A 26956-nucleotide genomic window follows, 5' to 3' on the forward strand; every position below is an offset into this window, starting at 1 on the left:
GACGTAACGGCAGTCAGCTGCGCTCGGCAAAAGCCTCGAGCTCCGGATCGAAATCGACGTCGACAACATTGTTGAAGACGGCGGTCGCCAGCATGACCCCGGCGAAGGCGACGAGATCGACCAGAACCTTGGCCGGATAGCGCCCCTTCAGCGCCTCCCAGATCTCGGCGGGGATGGCATTGGAATCGGCGACGATCGCGGTTCCGAAGCGGGCGAGCAGATGCTCGTTATCGGACAGCGTCAGCGCATCGGGGTCGAACCCGGCATTGATCAGCGCCCGGCGGAAGAAGGTGATGGCGATCTTCGATTTGCTGGCTTTCGAGATCGCATGCGAGAAGATCCAGATCTCCCGGTCGTTGACGGCGGGGTTGAGCTCGGCGCGCAGCGTGAACCATTCGGCATAGATGCGGTGGGCGGCAGGAGAATGCAGCAGCGTGCGCTTCATGTTGGTCATCCGGCCGCGAACCCTGACTTCCTCGTCATGCGCCTGACGGATCTCCGCCGATGCCGTTTCGTAATCGATCTGGGGAATGTGGCTCATTGCATCGCACTCGTGGTTTTCATCATTGCTGCCGATGGGATAGCAGCCCAGGCCGGCAAACTCCATGGCGCATTTCCGCTCTTGCCTCGGCGGCCGAACGGCGGGCACAATCGGCGCAACGGAGGACCACGAATGAGCCATGACCACCACGACCACCCCCATCACCGTGATGACGGCCCTGTCGACTGGCGCGAGCACGGCGTCAAAGTCATCCCCGGCAATTCGCTCGATCCGAACACGGCGCAAACGCCCGGCATGAACCGCGCCACCGCGATCAACAATGCCCGCGCCGGCGCCGAGAAGATCTGGGCAGGCACGGTCTTGATCCACGCCAACGCCAAGACCGGCGCCCATCATCACGGCGATCTCGAAAGCATCATCTATGTGGTCAAGGGCAAGGCGCGCATGCGCTGGGGCGAGCACCTGGAATTCGTCGCCGAGGCCGGCCCCGGCGATTTCATCTATGTGCCGCCCTTCGTGCCGCACCAGGAAATCAATGCCAGCCGCGACGAGACGCTGGAATGCGTGCTGGTGCGCTCCGGCCAGGAGCCCGTCGTCGTCAATCTCGATATCGAGCCGGTCGAAAAGCCCGAACAGGTCGCCTGGATCGACCCGATCCACAAGGCTTAAGAACGGGCGTTAACCGGTTTTACCGCCTATCTTTTTCAGCCCCTTGCCGGTTTGCATTCGCCCTATACTTATTGGCGTGTTCATGGACAGTTTCCGAGAGGAAACCCGGGTCGGTCGAGATGCATCAAAACAGCATGAGCGGGCATTCCTTTCTGAAAAAGGGAAGCGAGGCCGCTGACATCATTGCCAATTTCGATTGGTCCAAGACCTCGCTCGGCCCGATCGGCGAGTGGTCGCCGACCCTGAAAAGCGTTTGCAGCCTCATCCTCCATTCCCCGGTGCCGATCGTCACCCTCTGGAACGAGGATGGCGTGATGATCTACAACGACGCCTATTCGGCCTTTGCCGGACGCCGCCACCCGGAGCTCTTCGGCTCGAAGGTGCGCGAGGGCTGGCCCGAGGTCGCCGATTTCAACGATCATGTGATGAAGGTCGGCCTGGCCGGCGGCACGCTCGCCTATGAGGATCAGGAACTGATCCTATATCGCGGCGGCAGCGGCGAACCCGAGCGGCTCTGGACGAAGCTCGATTATTCGCCGATCTGCGACGAGAGCGGCACGCCGGTTGCCGTCATGGCGATCGTCGTCGAGACCACCGCAAAGGTGAAGGCAGAGCAGCAGCTACGCGCCGAGAAGACCCGTCTGCAAAAGATGTTCGAACAGGCCCCTGGTTTCGTCGCGACGATGAGCGGCCCGGAGCACCGGTTCGAAATCGCCAATGCCGCCTACCAGCAGCTCGTCGGCCATCGCGATGTCGTCGGCAAGACGATCCGCGAGGCACTGCCCGAAGTCGAGGAGCAAGGTTTCGTGGCGCTGCTCGATCAGGTCCGTAGGACGGGTATCCCCTATATCGGCTCCGAACAGCTGGTGAAGCTGCAGCAGAAGCCGGATGCGGAGCTCATCGAGCGCTATCTCGATTTCATCTATCAACCGCTCCTCGGCGAAGACGCCCGCGTCTCCGGCATCTTCGTTCAAGGCTATGATGTGACCGAGCGAAAAGAGGCGGAGGACGCGGCGAGAGAGAGCGAGTCCCGCTTCCGGTTGGTCGCCGAGAATGCGCCGGTCATGCTCTGGATGAGCGACGAGCAGATGCGCTGTCTCTATCTGAACGCTGCGATGCGCCAGTTCTGGGGCGTGGGCGAAGCGGATGTTTCAGCCTTTGACTGGAACGCTACAATCCATCCCGATGACGTCGCTCCGCTGATGGCCTTCGTCAGCAGGGCCGTCGCCAAGCGCGAGGCCTTCGGCGTTGAAGCCCGCTATCGCAATTCGGACGGCGAATACCGGCTGCTGCATACCGACGCCCGGCCGCGCTTCGATGTGCGCGGCGAATTCCTGGGGATGATCGGCGTCAACAGCGATATCACCGACGCGCGCAGCGAGGAGACGCGGCGCATGGCACTGATCGAGCTCGCAGACTGCATCCGCCAGACCACCGAACCCGCTGAAATTGCTTACGCCGCCGCCGAGATCCTCGGCAAGGCGCTGCATGTCACCCGCGCCGGCTATGGCACGATCGATCCGATTGCCGAAACGGTGACGATCGAGCGCGACTGGAACGTGCCGGGCAATCCGAGCATCGCAGGCACGCTGCATTTTCGGGAATATGGCACCTATATCGACGACCTCAAGCGCAACGAAACCGTCGTCTTCGCCGATGTCGACAAGGACCCGCGTACGGCCGCGACCTCCTATGCGCTGAAGGGCATCGGCGTCCATTCGGCCGTCACCGTGCCACTGACCGAAGAAGGCCAGATCGCCGCCGTCCTCTTCCTCAACAATGCCGTGCCCCGCGAGTGGCCGGAGGTCGAGCTCGATTTCATCCGCGACTTTGCCGAGCGCACCCGCACCGCTGTCGAGCGCCGCCGGGCCGAACAGGCGCTGCAGGAACTCGCCTCGTCGCTGGAGAAGAAGGTCGCCGAACGCAGCGCCGAACTCGACCGCGTCTGGCGCAATTCCGGCGACATCCTCGTCGTCATGCGTCCCGATGGCGAAGTCCGCGCCATCAATCCGGCATGGTCCGATCTGCTGGGCCACCGGCGCAAGGAAGTTGCCGGTCATCGTCTCTGCGAGTTCCTCGTCGACGGCGATCCGCCGCTTTTCGATGCGGCGCTGAAGCAGGCTGTATCGGGCGAGGAGATGCAGGGGCTTGAGCTTAGCCTCAACCACAAGAACGGCGGCCAACGCACTGTTTCCTGGCGCTTTTCGTTCGAAAGCAACATGGTCTTTGCCTATGGCCGCGATGTCACCGCCGAGAAGGAACAGGCAGCCGCGCTGCGCGACGCCGAGGAGCTGATCCGCCAGACGCAGAAGATGGAGGCGATCGGCCAGCTGACCGGCGGCGTCGCCCACGATTTCAACAACTTGCTGCAGGTCGTTGCCGGCAACCTTTACCTGCTGAGCAAGGATGTCGGCGGCAACGAGCGCGCCCAGAAGCGCATCGAGCACGCGCTCGCCGGGGTCAACCGCGGCTCGAAGCTCGCCAGCCAGCTGCTCGCCTTCGGCCGCCGTCAGCCGCTGGAACCGAAGGTGGTCAATGTCGGCCGCTTCGTTGCCAATATGGGCGAGATGCTGCGCCGGACGATCGGAGAGGCCATCGAGATCGAGACGATCCGCGCCGGTGGCCTGTGGAACACCTTCGTGGATCCGGTGCAGATCGAGAACGCCATCCTCAATCTGGCGATCAATGCGCGCGACGCGATGGATGGCAGCGGCAAGCTGACGATCGAGGTCGGCAATGCCTCCATCGACGACGACTATGCCCGCAAGCATGTCGACGTGGCGCCCGGCCAATATGTCATGCTGGCGGTCAGCGACACCGGCTCCGGCATGCCGGCGGATATCATCACCAAGGTGTTCGAACCCTTCTTCTCCACCAAGCCGGTGGGCAAGGGAACAGGCCTCGGCCTGTCGATGGTCTACGGCTTCGTCAAGCAATCCGGCGGTCACGTGAAGATCTATTCCGAGATCGGCCAGGGCACGACCGTGCGCCTGTATCTGCCACGCACGCTGGAGGAGGAAGACCTGCTCGCCGAGGGCGATCATGGCCCGGCGACCGGCGGCAAGGAGACAATCCTGGTTGCCGAGGACGACGAGGAGGTGCGGGCCACCGTCGTCGAGATGCTGGCCGATCTCGGCTACCGTATTCTCAAGGCGAAAGATGCGGCGAGTGCGCTGACCGTCATCGAAAGCGGGATGGCGATCGATCTCCTGTTCACCGACGTCGTCATGCCCGGCCCGCTCAAAAGCTCCGAGCTGGCGCGCAAGGCAAAGGAACGGCTGCCCGAGATCGCCGTGCTCTTCACATCCGGCTATACCGAAAACTCGATCGTCCATGGCGGACGGCTGGATGCCGGCGTCGATCTGCTGTCGAAGCCCTATAGCCGCGATGCGCTGGCCCGCAAGATCCGCCATGTGCTGAACAACCAGCGCCAGCGCAACATGGCGAAGGCCTCCCACCATGAGCGCCGCACTGCGCCGCAGGAAGCACCGGCAGAGGCGACGGCGCTACGCATTCTCTATGTCGAGGACGATGCCTTCATCCGCATGGATACGTCGGAAATGCTGCAGCAATCCGGCCATGCCGTCAGCGAAGCGGGCAGCGCCGAGGAAGCCCTGCCGAAGCTCGGCCCTGGCAGCTTCGATATCCTGCTGACCGATGTCGGCTTGCCTGGTATCTCGGGCGCGGAGCTCGCAAAGCAGGCCCGGGCGATCGACCCTGAGCTCGCGGTGATCTTCGCCACCGGCAATTCATCGGTCGCCGGCTTCGAGGCGGATGCCGGCGCCATCGTGCTGGTCAAACCCTATAGCCAGGCCGATCTCACCGCCGCCGTTCTGAAGCAGACGCGCTCGCGGTAGCGAGCGCGCCGCGATTCTTTCTCGGGCCTTTTGCAGCTTCCAGGTCCTGATCTCGAAGGGCATGATATCGGCTGCGCCTTTACGCTCCATCGGTTCTTCGAGAATGTTCAGCGGTCCGGATGCCTTCCAGCCCGACGGCAGCGACAGAGAAAGCTTGCCGCGGCGCCCTGCCGGTTCGTAGAGGCGAAGCACAAGCCCCTCGCCTTCTTCCGCAGATTTGAGACCCGAGAAGGCAACCGGAGTCCCCTCCACCGTTATGGGAGACAGAGTGCCCGCGGCCAGCCCGCTGGCCTCCACCGTCATCAGCGGCTGGTTGAGGTCGAGCGCCTCGTCGAGCACCCGGCCCTCATGCCAAGCCCCTTCATGCGGCATCAGCGCATAGGTGAACTTCTGCGATCCCTCGTCGGCCAGCGGATCGGGATAGACCGGAGCACGCACGATGCTCATACCGATGACATTGCCGCGGGCGCTATGGCCGTATTTGGCATTGTTGAGCAGCGCGACGCCGAAGCCCGGCTCGCTGATATCGACGAAGCGGTGAGCCGCCGCCTCGAACATCGCCTGCTCCCAGGAGGTGTTCGTATGCGTCGCGCGCTCGACAACGCCATAGGCGCATTCGAACGTCGCCGTGCGGGCGCTGACGGCAACGGGGTTCAACGTGCGCAGTAGCGTGCGCCGATCATGCCAGTCGATCTCCGTCTCGATATCGAGCCGCTTTCCATTGGCCGTCAGCACATAGGTATTGGTGACGCGCGAGTTCCGGTAGCGGTGGACGACGCGGATCGACGCTCGCGATGGACCGCTCTCGACCAGCTCGATGCTCTCAGGCGTCTCCAGGCGGATGGCCTTCGCCGTATAGTCGACGTCGACATCCCAGGCATCCCAATTGCGCGGTTTGTCGGCCGGATAGACCCAGAGCTGGTTCGCCGAACCATCAATGGCCTCGCGGCCGCTTGCCTTGTGAACCAGGCTGGTGACCGAACCATCCTTGCCGATGACGATAGCGAGATGGTCGTTCTCCAGCCCCTGCTTGGTCGCCTTCAGGGCGCCGGCCGGCTTCAGGCCATTGCGATCGAAGACCGCGACGGAAAGCGGCGCGACGATATCCGCAGACGAGATGACCGTGCCATCGGGAAGCGTCGCATTCAGCGGCCGCGGCGACAGTGACGGATTGACGGCAACGAGAGCGGAGGACACGCCACCCTTCGGCAACACACCGGCAAGCGCATTGAGACCCACAGCCTGTTCCTGGCGCGCATTGCCGATCACACCGTCGAGCTCGTGCTCGGCATCGGCATAGACCTCGCGAATGCTCGACCCCGGCAGGATGTCGTGGAACTCGTTCTTCAACACGATGCGCCAGTCGCTTTCGAGGCTGCGCGGCTTCTCCGCCCCCAGCATATGGGCGAGCGAGGCGATGGTTTCGGCGGTGATCAGGGCACGCTCGGCCTGGCGATGCTTGCGCTTGACGCCGCTCTGCGTCGTCAGCGTCGCGCGGTGCAGTTCGAGATAGATTTCCCCATCCCAGACCGGAAGCTGCTTTTCGCCCGCGGCCTGATGCGCCCGCTTGTAAAAATCCTCGACGCGCCCCCAGCGCGCCTGCGGGATCGCCGGAAAGTCGCGAAGCTGCACCTCGCGCTCGACCATTTCAGGCGTCACACCGCCGCCGCCATCACCGTAGCCGACGGCAAGCAGCGACGTATCGTGCTGCGTCTTGCCGCGGAAATTCTTCCAGGTCGGCACGAAGCAGTCCGGCTGCACGAAGCCGTTATAGCCATGCATCGGATTGTCGAAGGTGTGGGTCAGCACCTGGCTGCCATCCAGCCCTTTCCACCAGAAGAGGTCAGAGGGGATATGGTTCGTCTCGCTCCAGTTGACCTTGATCGTGAAGAAGCTGTCGATGCCGCCGAGCCTGAGGATCTGCGGCAAGGCGCCTGAAAAGCCGAAGCAATCCGGCAGCCAGCAGACGGTGTGACGGGTGCCGAACATCTTCTCGAAATAGCGCTGGCCATAAAGCACCTGGCGCGCCAGGCTTTCGCCGGTCGGCATATTGGTGTCGGGCTCGACCCACATGCCGCCGACCGTCTCCCATTTGCCTTCGGCAACCTTTTCCTTGATCCGCTCCAGCAGTTCCGGATCGTCTTCTTCCATCTGCGCGTAATAATGCGCGGTCGACTGGTTGAAGCGGAAATCGGCGGAACGCTCCATCAGCGACAGTGCCGTATTGAAGGTCCGGCGCATCTTGCGGCGCGTCTCGCGATAGGGCCAGAGCCAGGCAAGATCGATATGGGCGTGGCCGGTCAGAAGCAGCTGGCCATTCGGCGGGAAGCGCTTCTGCAGCTCTTTCAGCCGGGCCAGCAGCGCATCATGGGCCGATTGCGCCAGACCGCTTTGCTCGTCATCGAGACCGGCGGGATCGGCCTGCAGCTCCGGCAGCTCCCAGATCTTCTGCTGCATGACGGCGCCCGACGTGCGCGACACATAGGCCGCGGTATCCGAGGGCCAATCGAGCGAAGCGAGCGCCTGCTCGGCCGCTTCGAGTAAATAGGGAACCGCCTCATGCTCGCCGAGGACACCAGCGGCCTCGGCGATCTGCCGCAACAGCAGATGCAAGCGGTGCACCGGCTCGTCGAGCCAGATCAGCCGCGCCCTGTTCAGCCGCGGCGCCCGGTTCGGTTCGCCGAAAGGGAAGCGCGCGACACTCTCCGTCGTAATCGAAAACACCCGGTCCTTGACCGGAAATTCCTGGTGATAGGGATCGAGACCGAAGGTCTCGGCTTTCCCGCCCGCATAGTTCAGCGTGATCAGGCTCTCGCCGCCGAGATCGAGCTGCAGGCGGATCTTGTCGAGCGGCCAGTCGGCCGGGGCCTTTGCCGAAGCCTGGAAATGCACCGTGCCATTGCGATGCGGCCAGTCCTGACGGTGGGCGATCGGCTCGCCATCGAAGGTCCAGCCATCGATCGAAACACTGCGCCTGTCGCGCCAATGCGCAAGCTCGGCGGTGCGGGCCTTCAGGCTGTCTAGGCGTTGGGCAATGGTCAGAGACATGGCGTGTCCTATCGGAAATGTCAGCAACGGATCAGCGGGGAGAACAGGGGATCACGCGCAAAAAAGCGCGCCGCGCATCCGTCTCCTCCATCGGATCGCGCCACGCCTCTTAGATTAAGTAACTTTGTTTTCACGTCAAGGACGGATGAGATCGGTTATGGGAGATTTGCTTTTGCTGGTCAAAAACCAGAGCTCTGAGCTTCAGAGGAGGTCCGTGGGTAGATTTCCGGTTTATCAGCGAGCCTTGAGAAAAGCGCTCCACGGTCGGACTTCTCCATTTTCAGGCGCTCCGGTCATCGGCAACTCGGCAGATCGCCGCGCCGCCTGCAACTTCGAGCCATCGAAGTGCTGAGGTCGAGCTATTCTTCTGCCTGCGGGGGGGTATCAAGCCAACGTAGTGAGGTAAGAAACCGGCCGATTACCGTGGACGGTATATCGGGTTGAAGGTGTACCTTCCCTGCCTATTGCCAGAAGATTGTGGAACGGCCGATGCTTGCGCCGACAGGAAGTAGCCCACAGAATCGAACAGATGCCTTTGAGCAACAAAATGCCCCCTCTCGAATTCGATCGCTCCGGACCGTTTCCGACCCGGCCGATCCGGCCCGATGAGTTAGATCTTGTAGTGCAAATGGCGACGTCATTCAGGCGAGATATGGCCGCCTGGGTTAACGAATATTCAGACACATCCCTTGAAGGGGCCGCCCTGAAAAACTTGGCTATGCAAATTCAAGCTTTCCTCGACATCCTTTGTGTTCAGCTCCCTCCCTCGCCTTCCCGGGCTCTATCTGGCGATGAGCTCTACGCAAACAGGTTCGCGGCAATCGCGGCTAGGTTGCTCTGTGAACTGCCCCCACTTTCGACCGGACACTCAGCATAAGCAGGAAGGCTCAAGCACAGGCTTGAGGATAAGCTTATGTCTAACGAGTCTCGACAGGTTGATCTGATGATCGGTGACGTCCGGCGACGACGCTGGACAACGGAGCGCAAACTGCAGATCATCGAGGAAAGCTATGCCGCCGGGGAGACCGTTTCCTCCGCGGCGCGGCGACATGGAGTTGCGCCAAATCTTCTGTATCGCTGGCGTAGGCTCCTTAGCGAGGGAGGTGCGGTGGCCGTGGATTCTGACGAGCCAGTGATCGGCAATTCCGAGGTGAAGAAGCTGGAAGATCGAGTGCGCGAGCTTGAGCGCATCCTCGGGCGCAAGACGTTGGAGAACGAGATTCTCCGCGAAGCTCTTTCCAAAGCCCACTCAAAACAACCGATATCGCGGCCGATCTTGTTGCCGAAGGACGCTGAGGATCATTGGCTGCTAAGTTCCCATCTCCGCTCGGACGCCGAACGAGCGAAAAGAATTATGAACCACCGTCATTCTTCGAGATCAACCGGACCACCCTACCGACTGTAGCTTCCAGCAACTGGTCCTGCTGGTCCACTGTCATCGCGTTGACGGGATCGACCGACGCAAATCAAGCGATAATGTGGGCTCAGCCATTTACTCACGTAACCAGGAACGTATTTGCCATCCGCTCCGCGCATGACGGCTTCGTCGGCAGTCATTAGCGTGTTACCCCAACCCTCTCGGTCCGATGTTTCCAACAAGCAAAAGTCGGTATCATCCACGTCATAAGCATGGTTCAGCTGTATCGCGAAGCACTTCGAGTAGCCGAGATCGATGAGGTCGGAAAGGCAGATAGTCGTCGGGAAGGAAAGCTTTCTCATGGGTTCCGAAAATGTGGGGTGCCAGTTAGGATCCGCCAGAAATTTTAGCGGCGCAAACGAAATTTTGAACGTCAATTTATCGGGCACAACCGACCACGTCATCTCGTTGCGTGGTCGATCATTTAAGCCTTCGGAGGCAGATCAGCTCCCAGTCTTCAACAGTCCCAATCGATGCTCGACGGCACTCCCACGGCTTTGTTTCGATACTGGATCAACAATGATGCAATCTCATGTGCATCTCGGTCCCCCATCTCGTCGAAGCCCTTTCCAATCCGTCGCAGGAACCCTCTCACATCGGCCGCAGTCTCATGCAGTTCTCTGTCCTCGGTGCTAGAACCATCAGGAGGGTTCGACAAAGCCGCCGCAGGTTCACCTATACTGATCAGTCTAAGCTTTTCGCCGGCTCGAATTATGGAATCTGAAACTCTGGCGACAAGCATGTTTGGCGACAGAACAACTTGGGACGGACCCAAGAATGAATAGTCCCAAAAAATCCGGTCGTCCTCATAGCGGTCTAGTCGCTTGTCCTTTAAATGCTCGATGAAGACCAGCGCAGCTTCTGGCGAGGCCGCCTTCACATAGCATGCTGTCCGAAGTACAACGTCAGCACCGTAGATCGGCAGTTTTCCCTCACCGTACCAGTTTCGCGACGCGGGTAGGACGCAGCGCTTGGCGTTCTCGTCGCGCGACCGCACGAGATCCCACAGGTCATAGCGGTCGACCTCTTGAAAGGATTCGTCAGGCTGGAAATGGCATACTTGCATCTCCAAGCCGAATGCCAGCTCAGGAAGATATCTTGAACCAAATGGGCCGTTCGTAAACCAATACATGTCGCCTGCATCAATGGTTTTCGAAAGGACCGCGTCTAGTTGGGATTGTGCGTCGGCCAAAGTGCGGGCCTGGATGTAGATGCTGGCTTCCAGCTCCAGCGGAATCGAATAGTGGCGCAATATGCAAACTCTATGGGGATACCGATATGGTTGCCTGCATCAGTGGATCTGTCAATGCAATTGAAGACAGATTTGCTTGGCGTCCGATTGCTCTACTGGCTCCTCAATCGGGTTGTTGGAGACGAAACCGGTTGCGCAAGACCGCCGATCGCCCGCTTGATAGAAGACGGGTGGCCATCTCGCTCCTTTTTACTATCAATTCGATTTCCGCTTTACAGAAAGCCGGAACCGAGTTCCCATATTCCTACCGCAATCGGATCAAAAATGATGTCCGAGAGAGGAATCCGACAGTCTTTAATCAAGCCGTCCCATTCGCGCAAACGGGCGACAGCTTAGACCGCGCAATCGATGAAGTTATCGAGGCCGCCGAGGAGGAGATCGACGACGTGCTCAAGCAGACGCCTTGTCTCGCGGGAAATAACCCGAACTCGTCGATTAGTTTCAGGTCACTACGCATAGCAAATTTGGGGCTTGAGATTGCAACAGCTCCCATTGAGGATTGGATCCGCGAGCGTGACCAGTAAAACGCAGTCTTACATGCACAATTTCTCGGAGGGAGATACGTTAGCATGGCTTTTTGCCATCGCGAACCAGCACCGGGACGCGTTAAAGACAGCATTGGTTGAATACGCTCTACGGAACGTTGGGCATCGCTCTATCCATCCCTCCAACGCTTTCATTAATGCGCTCGAGCGAAATGCTCCTACAATCCCCATTGCTGTAGTGGCTGCAGATGACGAGATACCGTGGTAACTTACATCCGAGTGATCCGGGTCTATGTAAATCAACAGGATATAATCTCTCTCTCATCTATAACTCAAGCTTTCGCTAATAATGACCACACCATTCGAAACAGGTTCTTTCCGTTCTTCGCGATGAAGCTCACACGATTGGATTGACATAGGCAAATTGCATAAATTTCGCTTGCGAAGCAAAATTTCTTGATCGACAATTTGTTATCGCGTTCGTTCGGAACACCTTCTTATGCCTGTGTCTACTATATCGAGAAACCTTCCCCGTGGGATCATCGGACCGCTCCTTGACGCCATTCTCTTAGGCCAACTGGCGCGGGATCTTCTCACCGCGTCGGCTTCGAATACGGCATTAGAGGACCGCCGCCGGACACTCATTAACGACGAAATAGACCTCTTCATCAGTTTAGCTACGGGTAACCGTCGGCGCCTTATGGAGCTATACGCTGCTCTCCTACCTGAAGGCCGACAGCAGGAGGATGAGATAGAAGCTGCGATTGTCGTCGGCAAGATGACTGGATCCTTTTCTGCTTCCGCAGCGTACGAGCTATTCAGCGTGAAAATGCGAGCGGAGCAGGCTCACAACCGCAGCTGCGCAAAGGTACTTTGGGCCCTGCAAGATCATGTGCAAGAGTATGGCCTCGAAGGAATACCGCAAGCGCTCTTGGAGATGCCGAACTGCATGATTGAATTCACTAAACGAGCGTAGCTTAAATTTTTGTCCGCAAAGATCGCAGTGCAAAGCATCCGCCGCCCACATCCGATAAACCATCTACCGCATTTAAAGCCCGCCATGAGCTATCTCGTCAAACTTCAATCGCCGGACGTCTACAATCTGCAACGCGGGGATAAGCTCCTGCGGCGCGGTACCTTCCGCAAACTAACTGATTTACTCTTGGCCGAGATGAAGTGGACGGTGCAAACACGCAAGCTCGTCAATGGATGGTGGGTATCATACGGGATCCGTGCCGGACGCGAGGTGCTGAAGGGCCATCAATGCGAGGACGAGCAGGAGGCCCTCATAGATTTTTTGGTCGGCCTGCATTGTTCGTTGACGCCGTCGTTTCGATCTCGATATTTTGCTGTGAAGCTTGCGGCTTTTCATGGAAACCAATGCCATTGCATTTCCGCACACGCAAATGTCGCAGGAGATAGCCAAAAGTGAGCGATTGTCGCGAGAGGTCTTTGTCGTCAGTCATCCTCCTTGCTGCAATCTATTCTCTTTTGTTGGTTTCCACGCAGAACTGAGCCGGTTAGGCGCATAAGGGCGTGCGGACGAAAACTTGGACCACCAAGGAGGTAGTTCATGTATTCCTACGCAGACAGACTTCGACCGGTTGAGCTCTGTATCCGGCTTGGCAAGCGTCTTAACGCGACCATTCGCCAGCTGGGATATCCCACCAAGAATGCGCCGAGGGGCTGGTACCGCGAGTACCTACAGCATCTCGACCTGCGTACTCAGCCGGTAGCGCGAGCGCCAAAATATTCAGAGGCTCAGAGGCAGGCGGCACTTGGCACCCCTCCGACGAAGGCCGTCTGTTGTGATTTGCTGATTGGCTTTAAGTCCATGGCTTATGTAATGCACTACAGTGATTTCCCCCATTGAGCTTTTGTCTGTCGGCGATGTCGGTCGCCGGCGGGATTGGTCGGACGACGAGAAGGTTCGGATCGTCGAGGAAAGCCTGCAAGGCTTTCGGCAGGGCTCGGTAACGGCGCGGCGTTATGGATAGTCGCGGTCACTGTTGACCCGTTGGCGTCGGGAATACCGAAGCGGGCTTCTGAACGTCTCCGGGTCAACGGGCTTCGAGCCGCTTTCGATTTCGCCACCGCCGGCGGTATCTTTCAAGATGGCCCCATCGCCGACTGAAGACGACAGGACGATCGAGATCGGCCTACCGAACGGTCGTCGCCTGACGATCCCGGTTTCGCTTGATCCAACTATCCTTGCTCGGCTGTTGCCGGTTCTGGACGCGTCATGATCGCCTTTCCGCCTGGGGTGAAGGTTTGGATTGCGGGCGGTGTGACGGACATGCGTTGTGGCATGAACACCCTGTCGTCGAAGGTGCAACAGGGCCTTGGCCGCGACCCTCATGGCGGCGAGGTCTTCTGCTTTCGAGGTCGCAAAGGTGACCTGATCAAGGTCCTGTGGCATGACGGCGTCGGCATGTCGCTCTACCTGAAGCGGCTGGAAGCTGGAAAGTTTATCTGGCCCGTCAGCCAGAGTGGCTCCTCCGTGCCAGTGTCGGCAGCTCAACTCGGCTATCTCCTGGAAGGGATCGACTGGCGTAATCCACGCTGGACGCAGCGACCTGCAACGGCAGGCTGATCGCGAACATTGCTCTGTTTTTGTTGAGCTTTTGACAAGCGGCATGGTAGCTTTCGGCCATGGACGACGCTGCTTCGGAGATAGCCAGGTTACGGGCCGCGCTTGCGGCATCGGAGGCGCGTGCCGCATCCGCCGAGGCTGATCTCGCTCAGGTGCGAGCTGTCGTGACGACGTCCGAGGCGATGATCCGGCACCTCAAGCTCGAGACCGCCAAGTTACGTCGCGAGCAATACGGCCAGAGTTCGGAACGACGCGCCCAACTGATCGACCAGATGGAATTGCAGCTCGAAGAACTTGAGGCCGACGCCGCCGAGGAACAGATCGCCGCGGAACGCCTGGCGGCTGAGGTTGTGCAAGTTCCAGCCTTTGAACGCCGCCGCCCGGTCCGCAAGCCGTTTCCCGAGCACCTGCCGCGCGAACGGCTAATCATCGAAACACCCTCGACCTCCAACTGCTGCGGCTCGGCCAGGATCGTTAAGATGGGCGAGGATATCACCGAGACGCTGGAGGTGATCCCGCGCCAGTGGAAGGTGATCCAGACGGTGCGCGAGAAGTTCACCTGCCTGGACTGCGAGAAGATCAGCCAGCCACCGGAACCTTTCCATGCGACGCCACGCGGATGGGCGGGACCGAACTTGCTCGCGACTATCCTGTTCGAGAAGTTCGGCCAGCATCAACCATTGAACCGCCAAGCTGAGCGCTACGCCAGAGAAGGCGTCGATCTCAGCCTCTCTACACTGGCCGACCAGGTTGGAGCCTGCGCAACGGCGCTGCAGCCGATTCATGATATCCATTACGACGAGCTTCCCAAAAGTATGTTCGCGTGGACGCCCGTTGGCGTGGTGTGGACTCCACCTATCAATTCAGGGTTTCCCGTTCTGGTTGAGTATGCAGTCGACAGAAAGCAGCGGCGGGAACTTCGGGAGCAAGCGAAGGCAGCGTGAAAATCCTCGACGGCGCGGCCGCGGCATCATCCGAGATCGGCGGCTCCTCTGCGAACCCACCAAAATGGAAGTCAGCCACCGAAAGTCTGCAGCTTGCTTTTTATGTTGGAAAGTAGGCGGCTGGCTGCAGGTATTAAAGTACGTCCCCGTCTCACCATAAGGCGCAATTTGGCCGACTGGCATAGTTGGTGATCGATGTCGATTAGCGCGAGGTCGCCGGCACCTACCTCCGACGCCACCGCCACCCCTGCCCCAATAAACGCCATCCCCTGCGTGGATTTGACGTATTGCTTCAGCGCGACGATGGAGCCAGTGGTGAACGCCGGGCGAAACGTAATGTGTTCCGAGTATTGCAACGCCTCTACCAATTGCGAAACACCGTATCCCGGTGGCATCAGAGCAAGAGGAAACTCGACCATTCTCTCCAAGAGCGGAATGGGACTGTCTTCCGTCAAGGGGTGTCCCGCCCGGACAAGCAGTTTGGTCGGAGCGGCTACGGTGGCGACAAAATTTATCTGGGCCTCCGCTTGAGGATTGTATGCCAAGCCAAGATGAGCGTTGTCGTCCGCGAGTTCGCTCATGATCTTCCGAACAGGTAGAGCATCAAGAGTCACGTTCAGTCGCGGATGCTCAGAGCAGAATGGGCCTATGACCTGCTGCACCAGATGGTCGACATAGCCCTCGCTCAGGACAATCCGCACCGACCCCTCGTCCATTCTCTCGATCGCATCCAATCTCTGGCCAAGTTGATGCCGATGGTCGCGACATCCGCGAACGTAGTCCATGACGTGCTGTGCCGCTTCGTTCGGGTTCATCCCGCGCGTCTGTCTCTCGAAAAGCACATGTCCGATTTCAGACTCCAGTAGCGATATTTGTCGAGTGATCACGGAGGGTGCGGTGTTGAGGACATCGGCTGCACCCCGGATAGACTTTCGCTCGAATACGGCCTGGAAATATCTAAGCCGAGCTTGGTTTAGTTCGCGCATCCAAAATGCCTATCGTTGCTCTATAAGCAACGCTTTTACACATAAATTACAGTTGATGGAACACCCGGCACGGCTCATCATCGATTTCAGTGACCGACGGCTTCAAATGCCTCTAGCGCGCAGGGCCATCCGCCATGCAAGCGGCACAGGGCCTGCTTGGTCGTTTGTTTGACGAGAGGAACCACCGTGAACATCTTGATTGCAGGCTTTCAGCACGAAACCAACACTTTCGCACCTACAAAAGCGACATATGCGAGCTTCGTTAACGGGGAGGACTTCCCGTCTATGGCTCGTGGAAAGGACGTGCTCAAGCTGGCTGACGTCAATATTCCCATCGGAGGTTTTATCAGGCACGTAACCGCGCTCGGCCACACTGTGACTCCGATTGTCTGGGCAGGTGCAGGTGCGTCGGCACATACGACGACCGATGCGTACGAATGCATTGCCGGCGAAATAATCGAAGGTGTGGAGCGCCTCACCTACGATGCGATCTATCTCGATCTCCACGGTGCGCAGGTCACCGAGGATCTCGATGACGGCGAAGGAGAGCTGGTGTCGCGCGTCCGCAAGGTCGTCGGATCGGATATGAAGATTGTGGTGTCGCTGGATTCCCACGCGAACGTCACCGATCTTCTTTGGAAAGCTGCCGATGCAGTCGTCGCCTACCGCACTTATCCGCATGTTGATATGGCAGAAACCGGGGTGCGGGCTGCAAAACTCCTGCTACATCTCCGGGCGTCGGGTAAGCCATTGGCGTTGGCTTCCAGGAGACTCCCCTTTCTCATTCCTGTCAACGCGATGTCGACCATGCTTCAACCCGCCAAAGGGATGTACGATTTTTTGGAAGAACTTGAGACGGAGGTCGTCTCACTATCTTTCGCTCCGGGGTTTCCAGCATCCGATTTCCTGGACTGCGGCCCAACTGTATGGGGATATGACGAGGATAGCAGCAAAATCGATAAGGCCGTTCAGGCGTTGTACGATCGCGTTCTGGCGGCTGAAGCCGCTTGGAGCATAGAGTTCGAGAAGCCGGATGACGCCGTGCGTCATGCAATGGAAATCGCCAACTCTGCCACTAAGCCGGTCATTCTGGCCGACACACAAGACAACCCGGGTGTGGGTGGAAACTCGAACACGACCGGTATCCTGAAGTCATTGCTGAGGCATGGGGCTGATAACGTCGCTCTCGGGTTGATGTGCGATCCCGCTGCTGCGGCCGCAGCCCATAAGGCAGGTGTCGGTGCTCGGATAGAGATTCCGCTAGGCGGCTGCGCACAGGTGCCCGGCGACACGCCTCTGGTTGCGAGCTTCACGGTTGAAAATCTTTCTGACGGGAAACTTATCTACGGCGGGCCGATGATGCACGGAAAGCAAGCCGAACTTGGTCCATCCGCTCAGTTGAGAATCGATGGGGTCCGCATCGTTGTTACATCGAACAAGGCGCAGCTTCTGGATCGAAATATGTACCGCGCGGTAGGTATCGATCCCGAGGATATGAGCATCCTCGTCAACAAGAGCTCCGTCCATTTCCGCGCTGATTTCTCACAGATAGCAGAGAAGATCATCGTCGTCCAAGCTCCAGGCCCGTTTTCGGCGAATCCTAAAGATCTGCCGTGGCGCAATCTGCGTGACGGCATTCGTCTGAGCCCGAACGGGAGGCCATTCAGGAAAGTTGCCGTCGACAATCAGGCAGCGGAGTAAGTGGCTAAGGATAGGTGCGATGAGTGTCTACGAACGACTGAAAGACCTGAATATCGAGTTGGGAGAAGTGGCGGTACCGGCCGCGTCCTACCTTCCCTATATTCGTGCAGGAAAGCTGCTTTACCTCTCCGGGCATCTCGCCAAGCGAGGCGAGCTTGTCTGGGCGGGGAAGCTCGGGGAAAAAATCTCCGTAGAAGAGGGTATTCAAGCCGCGAGGGCGGTCGCAATCGATCTTATTTCAACGCTGCACCACGCAAGTGGCGACTTGGACAATGTGGAGATGATGGTCAAGCTCACGGCCATGGTCAATTCGAGTGCTGACTTCTGCAACCAACATCTCGTTACAAACGGTGCAAGCGACCTGATTGCTGAAGTGTTCGGCGAGAAGGGCCGCCATGCTCGTTCTGCCTTTGGGGTAGCGCAGTTGCCTTTAGGCGCATGCGTGGAAATCGAGTTGATCGCGAAGCTTTCCTGAGTTTGTCGACTGGCCGAGGGCATTGCGAACTCTATGCCCTCGCCTTTGCATTTCAAAAGAGCGAAATAGGCACGCTCGCGACCGGGAAAAGTCGCATAGCCGCAGGCTATGTGTGCCCAAGATCATTTCGATTTTCCGCCCGGCTTTGAAGACTACAGTAACGCCCAGCTAATTAAGTTAGGAGCGTCAAATGTACAGAGAGAATGTCCTCAAGCGCCGCTTGAAGAACCGGGAAACGGTGTTCGGAAGCTGGAATGTCCTGGCGAGCAGTTTCGCGACCGAGATCATGGCATATTCGGGCTTCGATTTTATCATCATTGATCATGAGCACGGCGTCGGCGACCTTGGGACGCTGGCGCACCAGTTACAGGTAATCGGGGCTAGCCCCGCGACGTCGTTGGTACGTGTCCCTGGGCACGACATCAGTTACATTCGCCGCGTGCTTGATCTAGGTGCCGAGGGAATTGTCGTCCCCGGCATCAGTAGCGCTGATGAGGCGCGTGCCATTATCGCAGCGAGCTATTATCCACCGCACGGCATACGAGGCGCGGCCCCAGGTACCATACGGGCTTCAGGCTTCGGAGTTGCGGCGAAGGAATACGCGGAGACTGCCAACTCGAACGTGCTGGTGATCTGCCAGATAGAGACCGTTCAAGGCGCGGCGAGCGCCGGCGAGATCGCAGCTGTTGATGGCGTAGACATGATATTTGTGGGTCCATACGACCTCTCGGCATCAGCAGGCAGAATGGGCGAAATGGATCACCCCGAGGTCTTGGCCCTTATCGACAAGATCGAGTTTCACGCAAACGCCGCCGCCGTTCCACTCGGTACCGTTCTTCGCCCAGACATGTCACTGGAAGGCGCATATGAACGTGGGTACCTGATGGTAGCAACCGGGAGCGATTCCACCAGGCTTCGCGCGGCGTGTACAGCTGACGTCGCAAACTTCAGACAGATTACAGGCCGCTGAGGTATAAAAATGTCGAGAACCACCATCAAAATTGCCCTCCGCGCCTATGACCAATTTTGTCCACTGATCAACGGGGCCGTAAGCGATCCGGACTTCGACTTCGATGTCGACTTCCGCGCCGCGCTCTCCGACGACTTTTCGTCCGGTTTTCATGCTCGTGAAATCTCCTTCAACAGATATGTTCTCGGACGTGCGAGAGGCGAGCGCGACCTGATCGGATTTCCCGCGTTCGTCTTGCGGGGATTTCGACACCGCAATTATATCGTTCGACGCGACTCGGCCCTCACCAGCCTTTCAGAATTGAAAGGACGAAGGATCGGCACCAACTCTTGGGGCGATACAGGCACACTGTGGGCGCGCGCCGCCTTGCGAGAAGCAGGAGTTGAGGTCCACGACGTTTCATGGTTACTTGGCGATCTGGACGAGGTCACCAAGCTCAAACCGCGGGGACCAAAAGATGTTGAACCTCCATTCAACGCCGACTACCTCAGCGCCGAGCAGAACTTACTCGGGACCTTGCGCGACCGGACGATAGATGCGGTGACAACGGCTTTCATGCCCCCGTCAGTCTACGATCGTGATGGAGAGTTCCGCCGGTTGGTTACAGACTTCCGACAGGCCGAGCTGGACTATCACTCCCGAACCCGCATTTATCCCGCATTTCATATCGTCGCGGTCCAGCGGTCGTTTGCCGAAAGTTCCCCCGATGCGGTGCAAGCGCTGTACAGGGCTCTTCAGGCGTCCTGGAACATCTGGTGGGCAAAGACGAAAAACTTTGGTGAGGCCTCGCCTTGGGCCATCGACGAGGCCGAAACCATGCTGAAACTCTTCTCTGATGACGTCGTGCCCTTTGGGACGCAGTCGCGGTCGCACCGCCGGATGCTCAAGGCCATTTGCGACGAGCAGCTCCGACAGGGCCTGGTTTCGACTCCAGCAGATCCGGAAGCATTGTTCTCAGACTTCGAACAGCTTGCCTCCTCTAACCAAACTTGAGGCACGCCGCCTTGAAATGCTGGACGAAAATCTGGGTGAGCTGAGAAGGGCGGCGGTTTGGATACACGAGTTGCAGGGTAACATCGATCGTGGGGACGAACGGCCGCGCCGTAATTTGTTCCTGCGAATGATAGTACAGCGAGTATTCGTCGACCAACGCAATCCCGAGGCCATTCTCTACATGCGGATAAACCCCGACTACGCTGTCGACTGTCAAAATCTGATCCGGCCGCGGGAGCCCGTTTTCGATCGCCTTCTCTAGTTGGGCAACGAGCCATTGATGGCCCGGAGGATAAGAGATCAGAGCGTGATGTTGAAGGTCCGACTGATTGACAACCTCCTGGTTCTCGAGCGGGTGACCTTTCGGCATGATGCAGAACAGTCGACCCGAACATACTGTCTCGACCTGTAGCCCTTCTTGCTCTGCTTCACCGGTTCCAAAAGAGATTGCGAGATCGACGCCTTCGGCCGCCACGGCGTGATAAACAGCCCGTTTAGGCCGAACGAGCAGGTGTACCCGGGCGTCTGGACGCTCTTCGAGAAATGTCTTCATGGTCTCAGCGACAAGCCCATTCCCGAGCGGTGGAATGGCGGCAATGCTCAGGAGTTGCGAGACGTTTCTCTGAATCTGGGAGATGGCGTCCGATACAGACTGGAGATACTTAAAATTGCTTTGCAACGCTGCGTGAAGGATCATCCCCTCGTTTGTGGGCACCAAGCGACCCCGGTCCTTCCTGAACAGGGCCAGACCCAGCTGGTCCTCTATTCGCTTGAGCATGGCACTCACTGTGGGTTGAGAAACCCTAAGATTTTCCGCTGCGGCTGTGACGCTACCGGCTTCCACGACGGCGTAGAAGACCTCGAGCTGCCGTAAGCTCAGATTGCCCAACGATGCAATGGCCGCCAACACCTACCCCCTTGCCAGCTCATGGATCGCATAGATGCTAATCTTTCCCGACGCTCAGTACACTCTATCAAGTTGCGCGATATATTTCGGAAAGGCTCCATAGCTTCGGCCTATGTAGCTCCAAAAACATTACGCTTTCAAGATTTACAGTGAATCTCTCTAATGCAGACAGAGACGAACCCAATGACGCCTTTCCTTAGAGGAAGGAGGGTGCAGTTGGGTCTTGCAAGGAGGATCAATCATGCTGGTCGGCATCAAAGCTGGCGACAGGCCCGCGCACCAGGTCTCCACCGATGGGATCTACGACGTGTCGCACGCAACGGAACGCGCAAACCCGGTGCGCTGGCTTACATTACTCTTGGCAATCGCTTTCCTAGCTCAATTTGGCTGGCAACTAGCCATGAATCCAAACCTCGAATGGCATACGGTAGTCAGTTGGCTGTTCGAGCCAACAGTCATTCAAGGGCTAGGCGTCACTCTCGGCCTTGCCGTGGCGGCCATGCTCATCGGAACCGCGATCGGCCTTCTGCTTGCGATTGCCAAAATGTCCGAGAGCGTCCTGGCCCGAACACTTTCCGGCCTGTACATCTGGTTCTTCCGTGGCACCCCGATGCTGGTGCAACTGATTTTCTGGTATAATCTGGCCACGATTTTTCCGACCTTGTCGATCGGGGTCCCTTTAGGGCCGACGTTCCTGAGTTGGGAGACCAACACCGTCATCACTCCTCTGACCGCCGCGATCGCGGGATTGGCCCTTAACGAGGCCGCTTATATGGCCGAAGTCATTCGTGGTGGACTACTATCCGTCGATCCAGGCCAAAGGGAAACAGCTCAAGCCTTTGGGATGACGAGATCGCGCGCGCTCCGGCGGATCATCATACCGCAGGCCATGCGGGCAATCATACCGCCAACGGGAAATCAGTTCATCAGCCTCATCAAAGGCACGTCCTTGGTCAGTGTCATCGCCATGAACGATCTCCTTTACTCAGTCCAGGCAATCTACAACCGAACCTTCGAGATCATTCCTTTGCTGCTGGTTGCCGTGATTTGGTATCTGGTCGTGACGTCGATACTCAACGTCGGCCAATCCCGGATCGAGGCCTATTACGGTCGCGGCGATCGGAACAGGAACGCCAAAGCAAGCACAAAAATAGTGGAATTGAACGAGGAGGGCGTACGATGATCCCGCATGCAGTCAGTCCAGAAACATCCAAGCCGCTTGTCAGCGCGATCAACGTCCACAAGTCCTTCGGAAACCTCGAGGTTTTGAAGGGCATCAATCTCGAGGTTCGAAAAGGTGAGACGATTGTAGTGCTTGGCCCGTCCGGCTCAGGGAAGTCCACGTTTCTGCGGTGCATCAACCATCTCGAACGCATACAGCAAGGAGCTATAAGCGTAGGTGACGTGCAAGTCGGATACGAGGTTCGCAATGGCCGCGTGCATCATGCATCCCCGTCTACACTCGCGCGCCAGCGCAAGGGGATCGGCATGGTTTTCCAACAGTTCAATCTCTACCCTCACCTCACGGTGCTCGAAAACATAATCGAGGCTCCGGTTGGTGTTTACAAAGAGCGGCGTTCGGATGCCGAGGGATATGCCTACACGCTTTTGGATCGGGTTGGCCTTCGAAACAAAGCCGATGCGTATCCTCGCCAACTTTCCGGGGGACAGCAGCAACGAGTGGCCATAGCCCGAGCGCTTGCTATCAAGCCAAAGCTCATTCTTTTCGATGAGCCAACCTCGGCGCTCGACCCCGAATTGGTTGGAGAGGTATTGGCAGTGATGCGCGACCTTACGAAGGAGGGCATGACCATGATCGTTGTCACTCACGAGATCGGCTTTGCAAAAGAAGCGGCTGATCGTGTCGTCTTCATGGATGGCGGGAAGATCATCGAGCAAGGAGCTCCCCAGGATGTGCTCGTCAATCCCAAACATCAGCGAACCCGTGCTTTTCTAAATCGCTTCATCTGACAAGGCTTCACAGAAGAGTGTGCGCACAGCGCCTAACAAGGGAACAGATTATGTTGAAGATCGCCATCCATGCCGCAACAGTCTTCGCGCTTCTAACGGGAGCCATACCTGCGCTGGCCAACGAAGATGTCATCCCCAAGCAGCAACTAAATGAGAAACTGCGGGCAATGCTCCCTGAAAGCATCCGGCAGCGCGGCTACATAGTCGCGGTCAATTGGGGCTCTTACCCTCCGTACGAAATCGTGATGAGCCCGACTGAACTTGAAGGTGCGAGCGCTGAACTGGCAACAGCGTTCGGCGAGTTGTTCGGCGTAGAAATCAAGCATCAGACGGTAAGCGGCCTAGCGGCGATGCTGGCAGGATTTGATGCCGGCCGCTTTGACATGGCGATCGGTCCCAGCGGAGATTTCCCGGATCGCCGTGGTAAAATCGACTTCATTGATTGGGTCAAGGAATATGTCGCGTTCGCCGTACCGCACGGGAATCCAAAGAACATCGGCAGCCTGGATGATGTCTGTGGCTTGAGGATTGCGGTGATGGCCGCCGGTTCGGCCGAAAGGGTACTTAAGACGAAGGCGGAAGAATGCAAGACGTCGGGGAAACCGCTTCAGGTGCAGTCCTTTCCTGATCAGAACACCTCAATCCTGTCCGTTCGATCCGGGCGCTCGGATGGTTTCTTTTCCGGCCAGGCACCGCTGACATACTTTGTCTCGCAATCCTCCAGCCAGTTGGGGCTCGCTGCCGCCAACCTTCCCAACGGCTTCGGGGACATCTATCAGGGCACTATAGCTCCCAAAGGCTCGCCACTAAGCAAGGCTCTTCTCGCTGGTTTCGAGGTACTATTTGAGAACGGAACTTATGAAGCAATCATGGAAAAATGGGGGCTGCAGGGCAACATGTTGTCGAAGCCGGGGATCAACCTCGCAAAATGAGCGTGTCCTTGGCCGGAGGTATCAGCGACGTTTGCGACGAAAACCTGCGACCGAGGCGCTTTTTGCGAAGCTTCGCTTACAATAGGTCCGTCAAAGCAACGCGGCGTAACGGAGTAGCCCAGGTTCGACTATCGGCTACGTTGGGATCGCCACTGAAGCCCGCTGCTGGCGAGCAGCGGGCTGTATCAGCATTCTTCGGTCTGGGTATTTCGTCAAGACATCTCACCTTCTCGACGAACCGAAAGTACCGACGCAAGGTTAACGAATGCTTGAGTTCGGCCATCAATGACAGTCCTCACTGTCCGTCTTTTTTCAGTGAAAAGTTTCCAAACCCGATCAGCCTGCCGCCGGCGATCTTTGAAATCCGCTTGGGCACATAGGAACACGATGCTCAGGCGAAAAAGTTGATCAGGACGTTCCAGACCCCTCCATCCTGAGGGTTGCCAATCTCGCGGTCCCAGCTTATGCACTTCCTTGAGTTGCATTAGAAAAAGCGGTGGAACGCAGTGCATAGGCTTAAAATCGCCCTCATCGGCAGCTTTCGCGAAGCGAACTATCCAAAGGTGCTGAAAGTGCTACGGGCCTTCAAGGACGCCGGTATCGAAGTCATGTCTCCAAGCGGAGCGCCCATAACGGAAGGAATCGAATTCGTAAGATTTGCCTCCGATTCTGCAGTCTTGAGCGATTTCGAGGTCCAGACAGCCACCCTTGAGCGTATCTTCGAGGCTGATGCCGTGTACGTCGTCACTGCGGCGGATGGCTATATTGGGAAGACCACCTGCTATGAGATCGGTCGAATCGTCCAGAGGGGCCAGCCTTTATATTTTCTCGAAAAGCCGGCCGATCTTCCTGTTCAAATCTCACCGGCGCATATAGCCTCGCCAGAAGAATTCGTGCTACGATTCGTTGTAAACGGTGAACTATTGACCTGGCTTTTTGACTCAGGCTCTGGAGAACTTTTCGATGGAGAACGTCGCCTCGCTGGGCGCGATACGCGCCTCGCGGAAAAGGAACAGCTTTCAACGTAGGTTTGTGATCTGCGGAAGTATGGCCTTTGCTGGCGAAATGCAGCGGTTGTCTAGGCAGCTTGCAGAATATGACATCCCGGCCGTGCCGCCCGACGACGTCGACCTGGCCGCCGAGTACAGTGACCAAGAGAGTTATGAGAAGTTCAAGCGAAGTGTGTCGAAGGCCCATTTTTCGAAGGTCCGCGACCCGAGAACCGTGGGCATTGTGGTTGCCAACTTCGAAAAACACGGGCGTCGGAGCTATATCGGGCCGAACACATTTGCAGAGATCGCGATCGCTTTCGCCGACAACAAGCACATATTCCTGCTAGACGGTACGCCTAACGAGTACGCCGATGAGTTGTCGGCTTGGGGTGCATCGGATCTGCGGGGCAATCTCGAGCCGCTTCTTAGTCAATATCGTCGAATATGCCAGAACGACTTGCGCCAGCTCAAACTACCTTGGTACTGAAACCCGGCGTCCTTCGCCCCAGGGTCTTTTTCCTGCATTTTTTCGACATTCACTTCCTTGAAGAGCACGGCTCGTTTGCCAAGTCGAGAAACGCGCGAGCCGAGATGGAACTTGCGCTCCGATTTGCTGTCATTTTGGGCTCACGAGTGTTTGTGCCGGCGGCCTCGTACTACGAATCCGATTTCGCATGCGAACTGCTCAGGCCCTTCTTGGAAAAAGATGTCGGGGGGATTTTCAAACTTGTAGGTGGTGGCAGTTCGGTCGAAGAATTCAAACTCGAAAAGATCGATCAGTATCGCCACGGTTCGAGACAACGAGCCCTCTATTCACAAAATATGTCGCAGGCGGCCGGATGGCAGAGACGCCGTCGAAGTGCGACGAAGGACATCGCCTCGTCTTGGCTGCTTGACTTGGCATCAGGTCGTCCGCTCGCGGATTTCCATGGTCACCGCGTCGAGTCGATAACTGACCTGCAATTCGAGACCGCCTGGCGCGATGTGCCGGAACGTTTAAACAGGGACGCATTCATCGTTCCTCACGTGAAAGAGATCCTGCCGTTCAAAGCCACCAGTTTGCTCGTGGACAACCACCTACACAGGATAATTAATCACCACTATTTCGCCAGCTATGCGGCAGACTTGGAGGCAGCTGTCTTCCAGAACATGGGAGTTTTCAGCGGCGTCGTGCCGTCGGGCAAGCCGAAAGACGACGTCGATTTCGGCAGCCTCCTGAAAATGTGCCGTGCAAGCGGTTTCCTGAAAACCATCCAAGAGTGTCCGGTTGACCAGTTGGACACAATTGCCTTCAACGAAAAATTTGTTGAGATATTCGCTATGTCACAGACTGACGGGACCGCCGAACCACACGGCAAACACAATAAGATCGATGTCGACTTCGCGATATTGACCGCTCTTCCCAAGGAGCGAGAGGCTGTTCAAGCCATTTTTGGCGACGGCGATACCAAGCGGTTCCCCGACGACCCGCACATTTACTTTTTGATTGAGACCGAGTTGGGCGGGAGAAAGAAGAAGATTGCCCTCGCCTGCCAAAGCGAGATGGGGAACAGTCCGTCCGCGCTGGCCACTACCCATCTTCTTCGGTCGGTGAATACACCGTACCTGGTGCTTGTCGGCATTGCCGGTGGTTGCCCGAACCCGAGCAAGCCCGAGGAACATGTGAGGCTTGGCGACGTCGTGATAGCGAGCCAGGTCTTGAAGCACGACATCCAGAAGCGGCTCGCCGGCGGCAAGATCGAACGCAGGGACGCACCGCAAAAGCTTTCTTACTCTTTCCAGCAAGTTGTGCGGAGTTTGCAGTCTTCGAAATCCGGATTCAAAACCGAATGGCTAGCTCCAAGAGACAAAGCTCTCGCGGCCTTCGGGATCGACGCGGGCAATCTTCCGTCCGATATTTTGAAGGATGAAGCTGGGGAGGTCATCGAGCATCCCGTCGACCACCGGCGTGAAATGTCTCCTGCGATAGTTCATTTCGGTGTCATCGGCGCTGGCGACGTCCTGCTTAAAGACCCAGTCGTTCGGGATGAGCTTAGGGACCAATACAAGGTGATGGCAGTTGAAATGGAAGGCGCAGGTCTGCGCGATGCCGCTTGGGCGGCGGTACAAGAAGTGAGCATTGTCCGCGGCATTGTCGATTATTGCGATGACAACAAGTCGGACGATTGGCATATAATCGCTGCGACCTCTGCCGCTGCGGTCGCCCAGCTCATCTTTCATACCATAGTCAAGGCGGACACATAACGCGAGGTTTCACGCCAA

At 57.7% G+C, this 26956-nt stretch carries 19 protein-coding genes and 5 pseudogenes; 19 read left to right on the forward strand and 5 right to left on the reverse strand.

Going from position 1 to position 26956, the window contains the following annotated elements:
* Positions 1 to 13: 13 nt before the first annotated feature.
* Positions 14 to 541, reverse strand: coding sequence for a carboxymuconolactone decarboxylase family protein (locus ACODR6_RS19360; RefSeq protein ID WP_489023719.1), 528 nt, complete (start codon positions 539 to 541; stop codon positions 14 to 16).
* 132 nt (positions 542 to 673) lie between these two features.
* On the opposite strand from ACODR6_RS19360, the gene ACODR6_RS19365 reads away from it, so the two are divergent.
* The 3 genes and pseudogenes from ACODR6_RS19365 (at position 674) to ACODR6_RS19375 (ending at position 5028) form a co-directional block, all read left to right on the forward strand.
* Positions 674 to 1171: a cupin domain-containing protein gene (locus ACODR6_RS19365; protein WP_489023721.1), complete on the forward strand. Its 498-nt coding sequence runs from the start codon at positions 674 to 676 to the stop codon at positions 1169 to 1171.
* A 134-nt stretch (positions 1172 to 1305) separates the two neighbouring features.
* Positions 1306 to 3006, forward strand: a pseudogene (locus tag ACODR6_RS19370) (PAS domain-containing protein); the annotation flags it as partial.
* 66 nt (positions 3007 to 3072) lie between these two features.
* Positions 3073 to 5028 (forward strand): response regulator, encoded by a 1956-nt coding sequence (locus tag ACODR6_RS19375; protein ID WP_489023864.1) that lies wholly within the window; start codon positions 3073 to 3075, stop codon positions 5026 to 5028.
* 24 nt (positions 5029 to 5052) lie between these two features.
* Here the strand turns inward: ACODR6_RS19375 and ACODR6_RS19380 are convergent.
* A pseudogene (locus ACODR6_RS19380) lies at positions 5053 to 8076 on the reverse strand (alpha-mannosidase); the annotation flags it as partial.
* Between the two features lie 913 nt (positions 8077 to 8989).
* On the opposite strand from ACODR6_RS19380, the pseudogene ACODR6_RS19385 reads away from it, so the two are divergent.
* A pseudogene (locus ACODR6_RS19385) lies at positions 8990 to 9369 on the forward strand (transposase); the annotation flags it as partial.
* Positions 9370 to 9950: 581 nt separating this feature from the next.
* Here ACODR6_RS19385 and ACODR6_RS19390 read toward each other — a convergent pair.
* A complete protein-coding gene (locus ACODR6_RS19390; RefSeq protein ID WP_489023723.1) occupies positions 9951 to 10745 on the reverse strand; it encodes a hypothetical protein in 795 nt (264 codons plus the stop codon).
* Between the two features lie 131 nt (positions 10746 to 10876).
* On the opposite strand from ACODR6_RS19390, the gene ACODR6_RS19395 reads away from it, so the two are divergent.
* The 5 genes and pseudogenes from ACODR6_RS19395 to ACODR6_RS19415 form a co-directional block, all read left to right on the forward strand.
* Complete coding sequence (locus tag ACODR6_RS19395) at positions 10877 to 11269, forward strand: hypothetical protein (protein ID WP_489023725.1); 393 nt, start codon at positions 10877 to 10879, stop codon at positions 11267 to 11269.
* Between the two features lie 1021 nt (positions 11270 to 12290).
* Positions 12291 to 12662, forward strand: a complete 372-nt coding sequence (locus ACODR6_RS19400; protein ID WP_489023727.1) for a hypothetical protein — start codon at positions 12291 to 12293, stop codon at positions 12660 to 12662.
* A gap of 141 nt (positions 12663 to 12803) precedes the next feature.
* Positions 12804 to 13010, forward strand: a pseudogene (locus ACODR6_RS19405) (IS3 family transposase); the annotation flags it as partial.
* 462 nt (positions 13011 to 13472) lie between these two features.
* Entirely contained in the window at positions 13473 to 13823 is a 351-nt protein-coding gene (gene tnpB / locus ACODR6_RS19410; RefSeq protein ID WP_489023729.1) for an IS66 family insertion sequence element accessory protein TnpB, read from the forward strand.
* A gap of 59 nt (positions 13824 to 13882) precedes the next feature.
* A pseudogene (locus ACODR6_RS19415) lies at positions 13883 to 14614 on the forward strand (IS66 family transposase); the annotation flags it as partial.
* A gap of 224 nt (positions 14615 to 14838) precedes the next feature.
* Here ACODR6_RS19415 and ACODR6_RS19420 read toward each other — a convergent pair.
* The gene (locus tag ACODR6_RS19420) at positions 14839 to 15753 is read right to left on the reverse strand and encodes a LysR family transcriptional regulator (protein ID WP_489023731.1); all 915 of its coding nucleotides are present in this window, start codon (positions 15751 to 15753) and stop codon (positions 14839 to 14841) included.
* A gap of 186 nt (positions 15754 to 15939) precedes the next feature.
* On the opposite strand from ACODR6_RS19420, the gene ACODR6_RS19425 reads away from it, so the two are divergent.
* The 4 genes from ACODR6_RS19425 (at position 15940) to ACODR6_RS19440 (ending at position 19892) form a co-directional block, all read left to right on the forward strand.
* Entirely contained in the window at positions 15940 to 17454 is a 1515-nt protein-coding gene (locus tag ACODR6_RS19425; protein WP_489023733.1) for a M81 family metallopeptidase, read from the forward strand.
* A gap of 19 nt (positions 17455 to 17473) precedes the next feature.
* Positions 17474 to 17929: a RidA family protein gene (locus tag ACODR6_RS19430; RefSeq protein ID WP_489023735.1), complete on the forward strand. Its 456-nt coding sequence runs from the start codon at positions 17474 to 17476 to the stop codon at positions 17927 to 17929.
* A gap of 190 nt (positions 17930 to 18119) precedes the next feature.
* Positions 18120 to 18899, forward strand: coding sequence for an HpcH/HpaI aldolase family protein (locus ACODR6_RS19435; RefSeq protein WP_489023737.1), 780 nt, complete (start codon positions 18120 to 18122; stop codon positions 18897 to 18899).
* A 9-nt stretch (positions 18900 to 18908) separates the two neighbouring features.
* Positions 18909 to 19892 carry a substrate-binding domain-containing protein gene (locus ACODR6_RS19440; protein ID WP_489023739.1) on the forward strand — a complete coding sequence of 328 codons (984 nt, stop codon included), beginning with the start codon at positions 18909 to 18911 and terminating at the stop codon, positions 19890 to 19892.
* Here the strand turns inward: ACODR6_RS19440 and ACODR6_RS19445 are convergent.
* Complete coding sequence (locus ACODR6_RS19445; RefSeq protein WP_489023741.1) at positions 19879 to 20799, reverse strand: LysR family transcriptional regulator; 921 nt, start codon at positions 20797 to 20799, stop codon at positions 19879 to 19881. The two genes, ACODR6_RS19440 and ACODR6_RS19445, sit on opposite strands and share 14 nt — an antisense overlap.
* A gap of 241 nt (positions 20800 to 21040) precedes the next feature.
* On the opposite strand from ACODR6_RS19445, the gene ACODR6_RS19450 reads away from it, so the two are divergent.
* From ACODR6_RS19450 to ACODR6_RS19475, 6 genes are all read left to right on the forward strand, one after another.
* Positions 21041 to 21982: an amino acid ABC transporter permease gene (locus ACODR6_RS19450; RefSeq protein WP_489023742.1), complete on the forward strand. Its 942-nt coding sequence runs from the start codon at positions 21041 to 21043 to the stop codon at positions 21980 to 21982.
* Positions 21979 to 22770 (forward strand): amino acid ABC transporter ATP-binding protein, encoded by a 792-nt coding sequence (locus tag ACODR6_RS19455; RefSeq protein WP_489023744.1) that lies wholly within the window; start codon positions 21979 to 21981, stop codon positions 22768 to 22770. The genes ACODR6_RS19450 and ACODR6_RS19455 overlap by 4 nt, the downstream gene beginning before the upstream one ends.
* Before the next feature lie 50 nt (positions 22771 to 22820).
* Positions 22821 to 23702: an ABC transporter substrate-binding protein gene (locus ACODR6_RS19460; protein ID WP_489023746.1), complete on the forward strand. Its 882-nt coding sequence runs from the start codon at positions 22821 to 22823 to the stop codon at positions 23700 to 23702.
* Positions 23703 to 24208: 506 nt separating this feature from the next.
* Positions 24209 to 24730, forward strand: a complete 522-nt coding sequence (locus tag ACODR6_RS19465; protein ID WP_489023748.1) for a hypothetical protein — start codon at positions 24209 to 24211, stop codon at positions 24728 to 24730.
* A 19-nt stretch (positions 24731 to 24749) separates the two neighbouring features.
* On the forward strand, positions 24750 to 25181 hold the full coding sequence (locus ACODR6_RS19470; RefSeq protein WP_489023750.1) for a hypothetical protein: 432 nt from the start codon (positions 24750 to 24752) through the stop codon (positions 25179 to 25181).
* Entirely contained in the window at positions 25172 to 26938 is a 1767-nt protein-coding gene (locus ACODR6_RS19475; RefSeq protein ID WP_489023752.1) for a 5'-methylthioadenosine/S-adenosylhomocysteine nucleosidase family protein, read from the forward strand. The genes ACODR6_RS19470 and ACODR6_RS19475 overlap by 10 nt, the downstream gene beginning before the upstream one ends.
* The last annotated feature ends 18 nt before the right edge of the window (positions 26939 to 26956 follow it).

This window comes from Rhizobium sp. FG96, from assembly GCF_057808655.1.

What these genes read in the sequence shown, in the direction of transcription:
- tnpB (WP_489023729.1), top strand. Translation starts at nt 13,473, where the DNA reads ATGATCGCCTTTCCGCCTGGGGTGAAGGTTTGGATTGCGGGCGGTGTG.
- ACODR6_RS19470 (WP_489023750.1), top strand. Translation starts at nt 24,750, where the DNA reads ATGGCCTTTGCTGGCGAAATGCAGCGGTTGTCTAGGCAGCTTGCAGAA.
- ACODR6_RS19360 (WP_489023719.1), bottom strand. Translation starts at nt 541, where the DNA reads ATGAGCCACATTCCCCAGATCGATTACGAAACGGCATCGGCGGAGATC.
- ACODR6_RS19435 (WP_489023737.1), top strand. Translation starts at nt 18,120, where the DNA reads ATGTACAGAGAGAATGTCCTCAAGCGCCGCTTGAAGAACCGGGAAACG.
- ACODR6_RS19450 (WP_489023742.1), top strand. Translation starts at nt 21,041, where the DNA reads ATGCTGGTCGGCATCAAAGCTGGCGACAGGCCCGCGCACCAGGTCTCC.
- ACODR6_RS19430 (WP_489023735.1), top strand. Translation starts at nt 17,474, where the DNA reads ATGAGTGTCTACGAACGACTGAAAGACCTGAATATCGAGTTGGGAGAA.
- ACODR6_RS19365 (WP_489023721.1), top strand. Translation starts at nt 674, where the DNA reads ATGAGCCATGACCACCACGACCACCCCCATCACCGTGATGACGGCCCT.
- ACODR6_RS19420 (WP_489023731.1), bottom strand. Translation starts at nt 15,753, where the DNA reads ATGCGCGAACTAAACCAAGCTCGGCTTAGATATTTCCAGGCCGTATTC.
- ACODR6_RS19455 (WP_489023744.1), top strand. Translation starts at nt 21,979, where the DNA reads ATGATCCCGCATGCAGTCAGTCCAGAAACATCCAAGCCGCTTGTCAGC.
- ACODR6_RS19460 (WP_489023746.1), top strand. Translation starts at nt 22,821, where the DNA reads ATGTTGAAGATCGCCATCCATGCCGCAACAGTCTTCGCGCTTCTAACG.
- ACODR6_RS19400 (WP_489023727.1), top strand. Translation starts at nt 12,291, where the DNA reads ATGAGCTATCTCGTCAAACTTCAATCGCCGGACGTCTACAATCTGCAA.
- ACODR6_RS19440 (WP_489023739.1), top strand. Translation starts at nt 18,909, where the DNA reads ATGTCGAGAACCACCATCAAAATTGCCCTCCGCGCCTATGACCAATTT.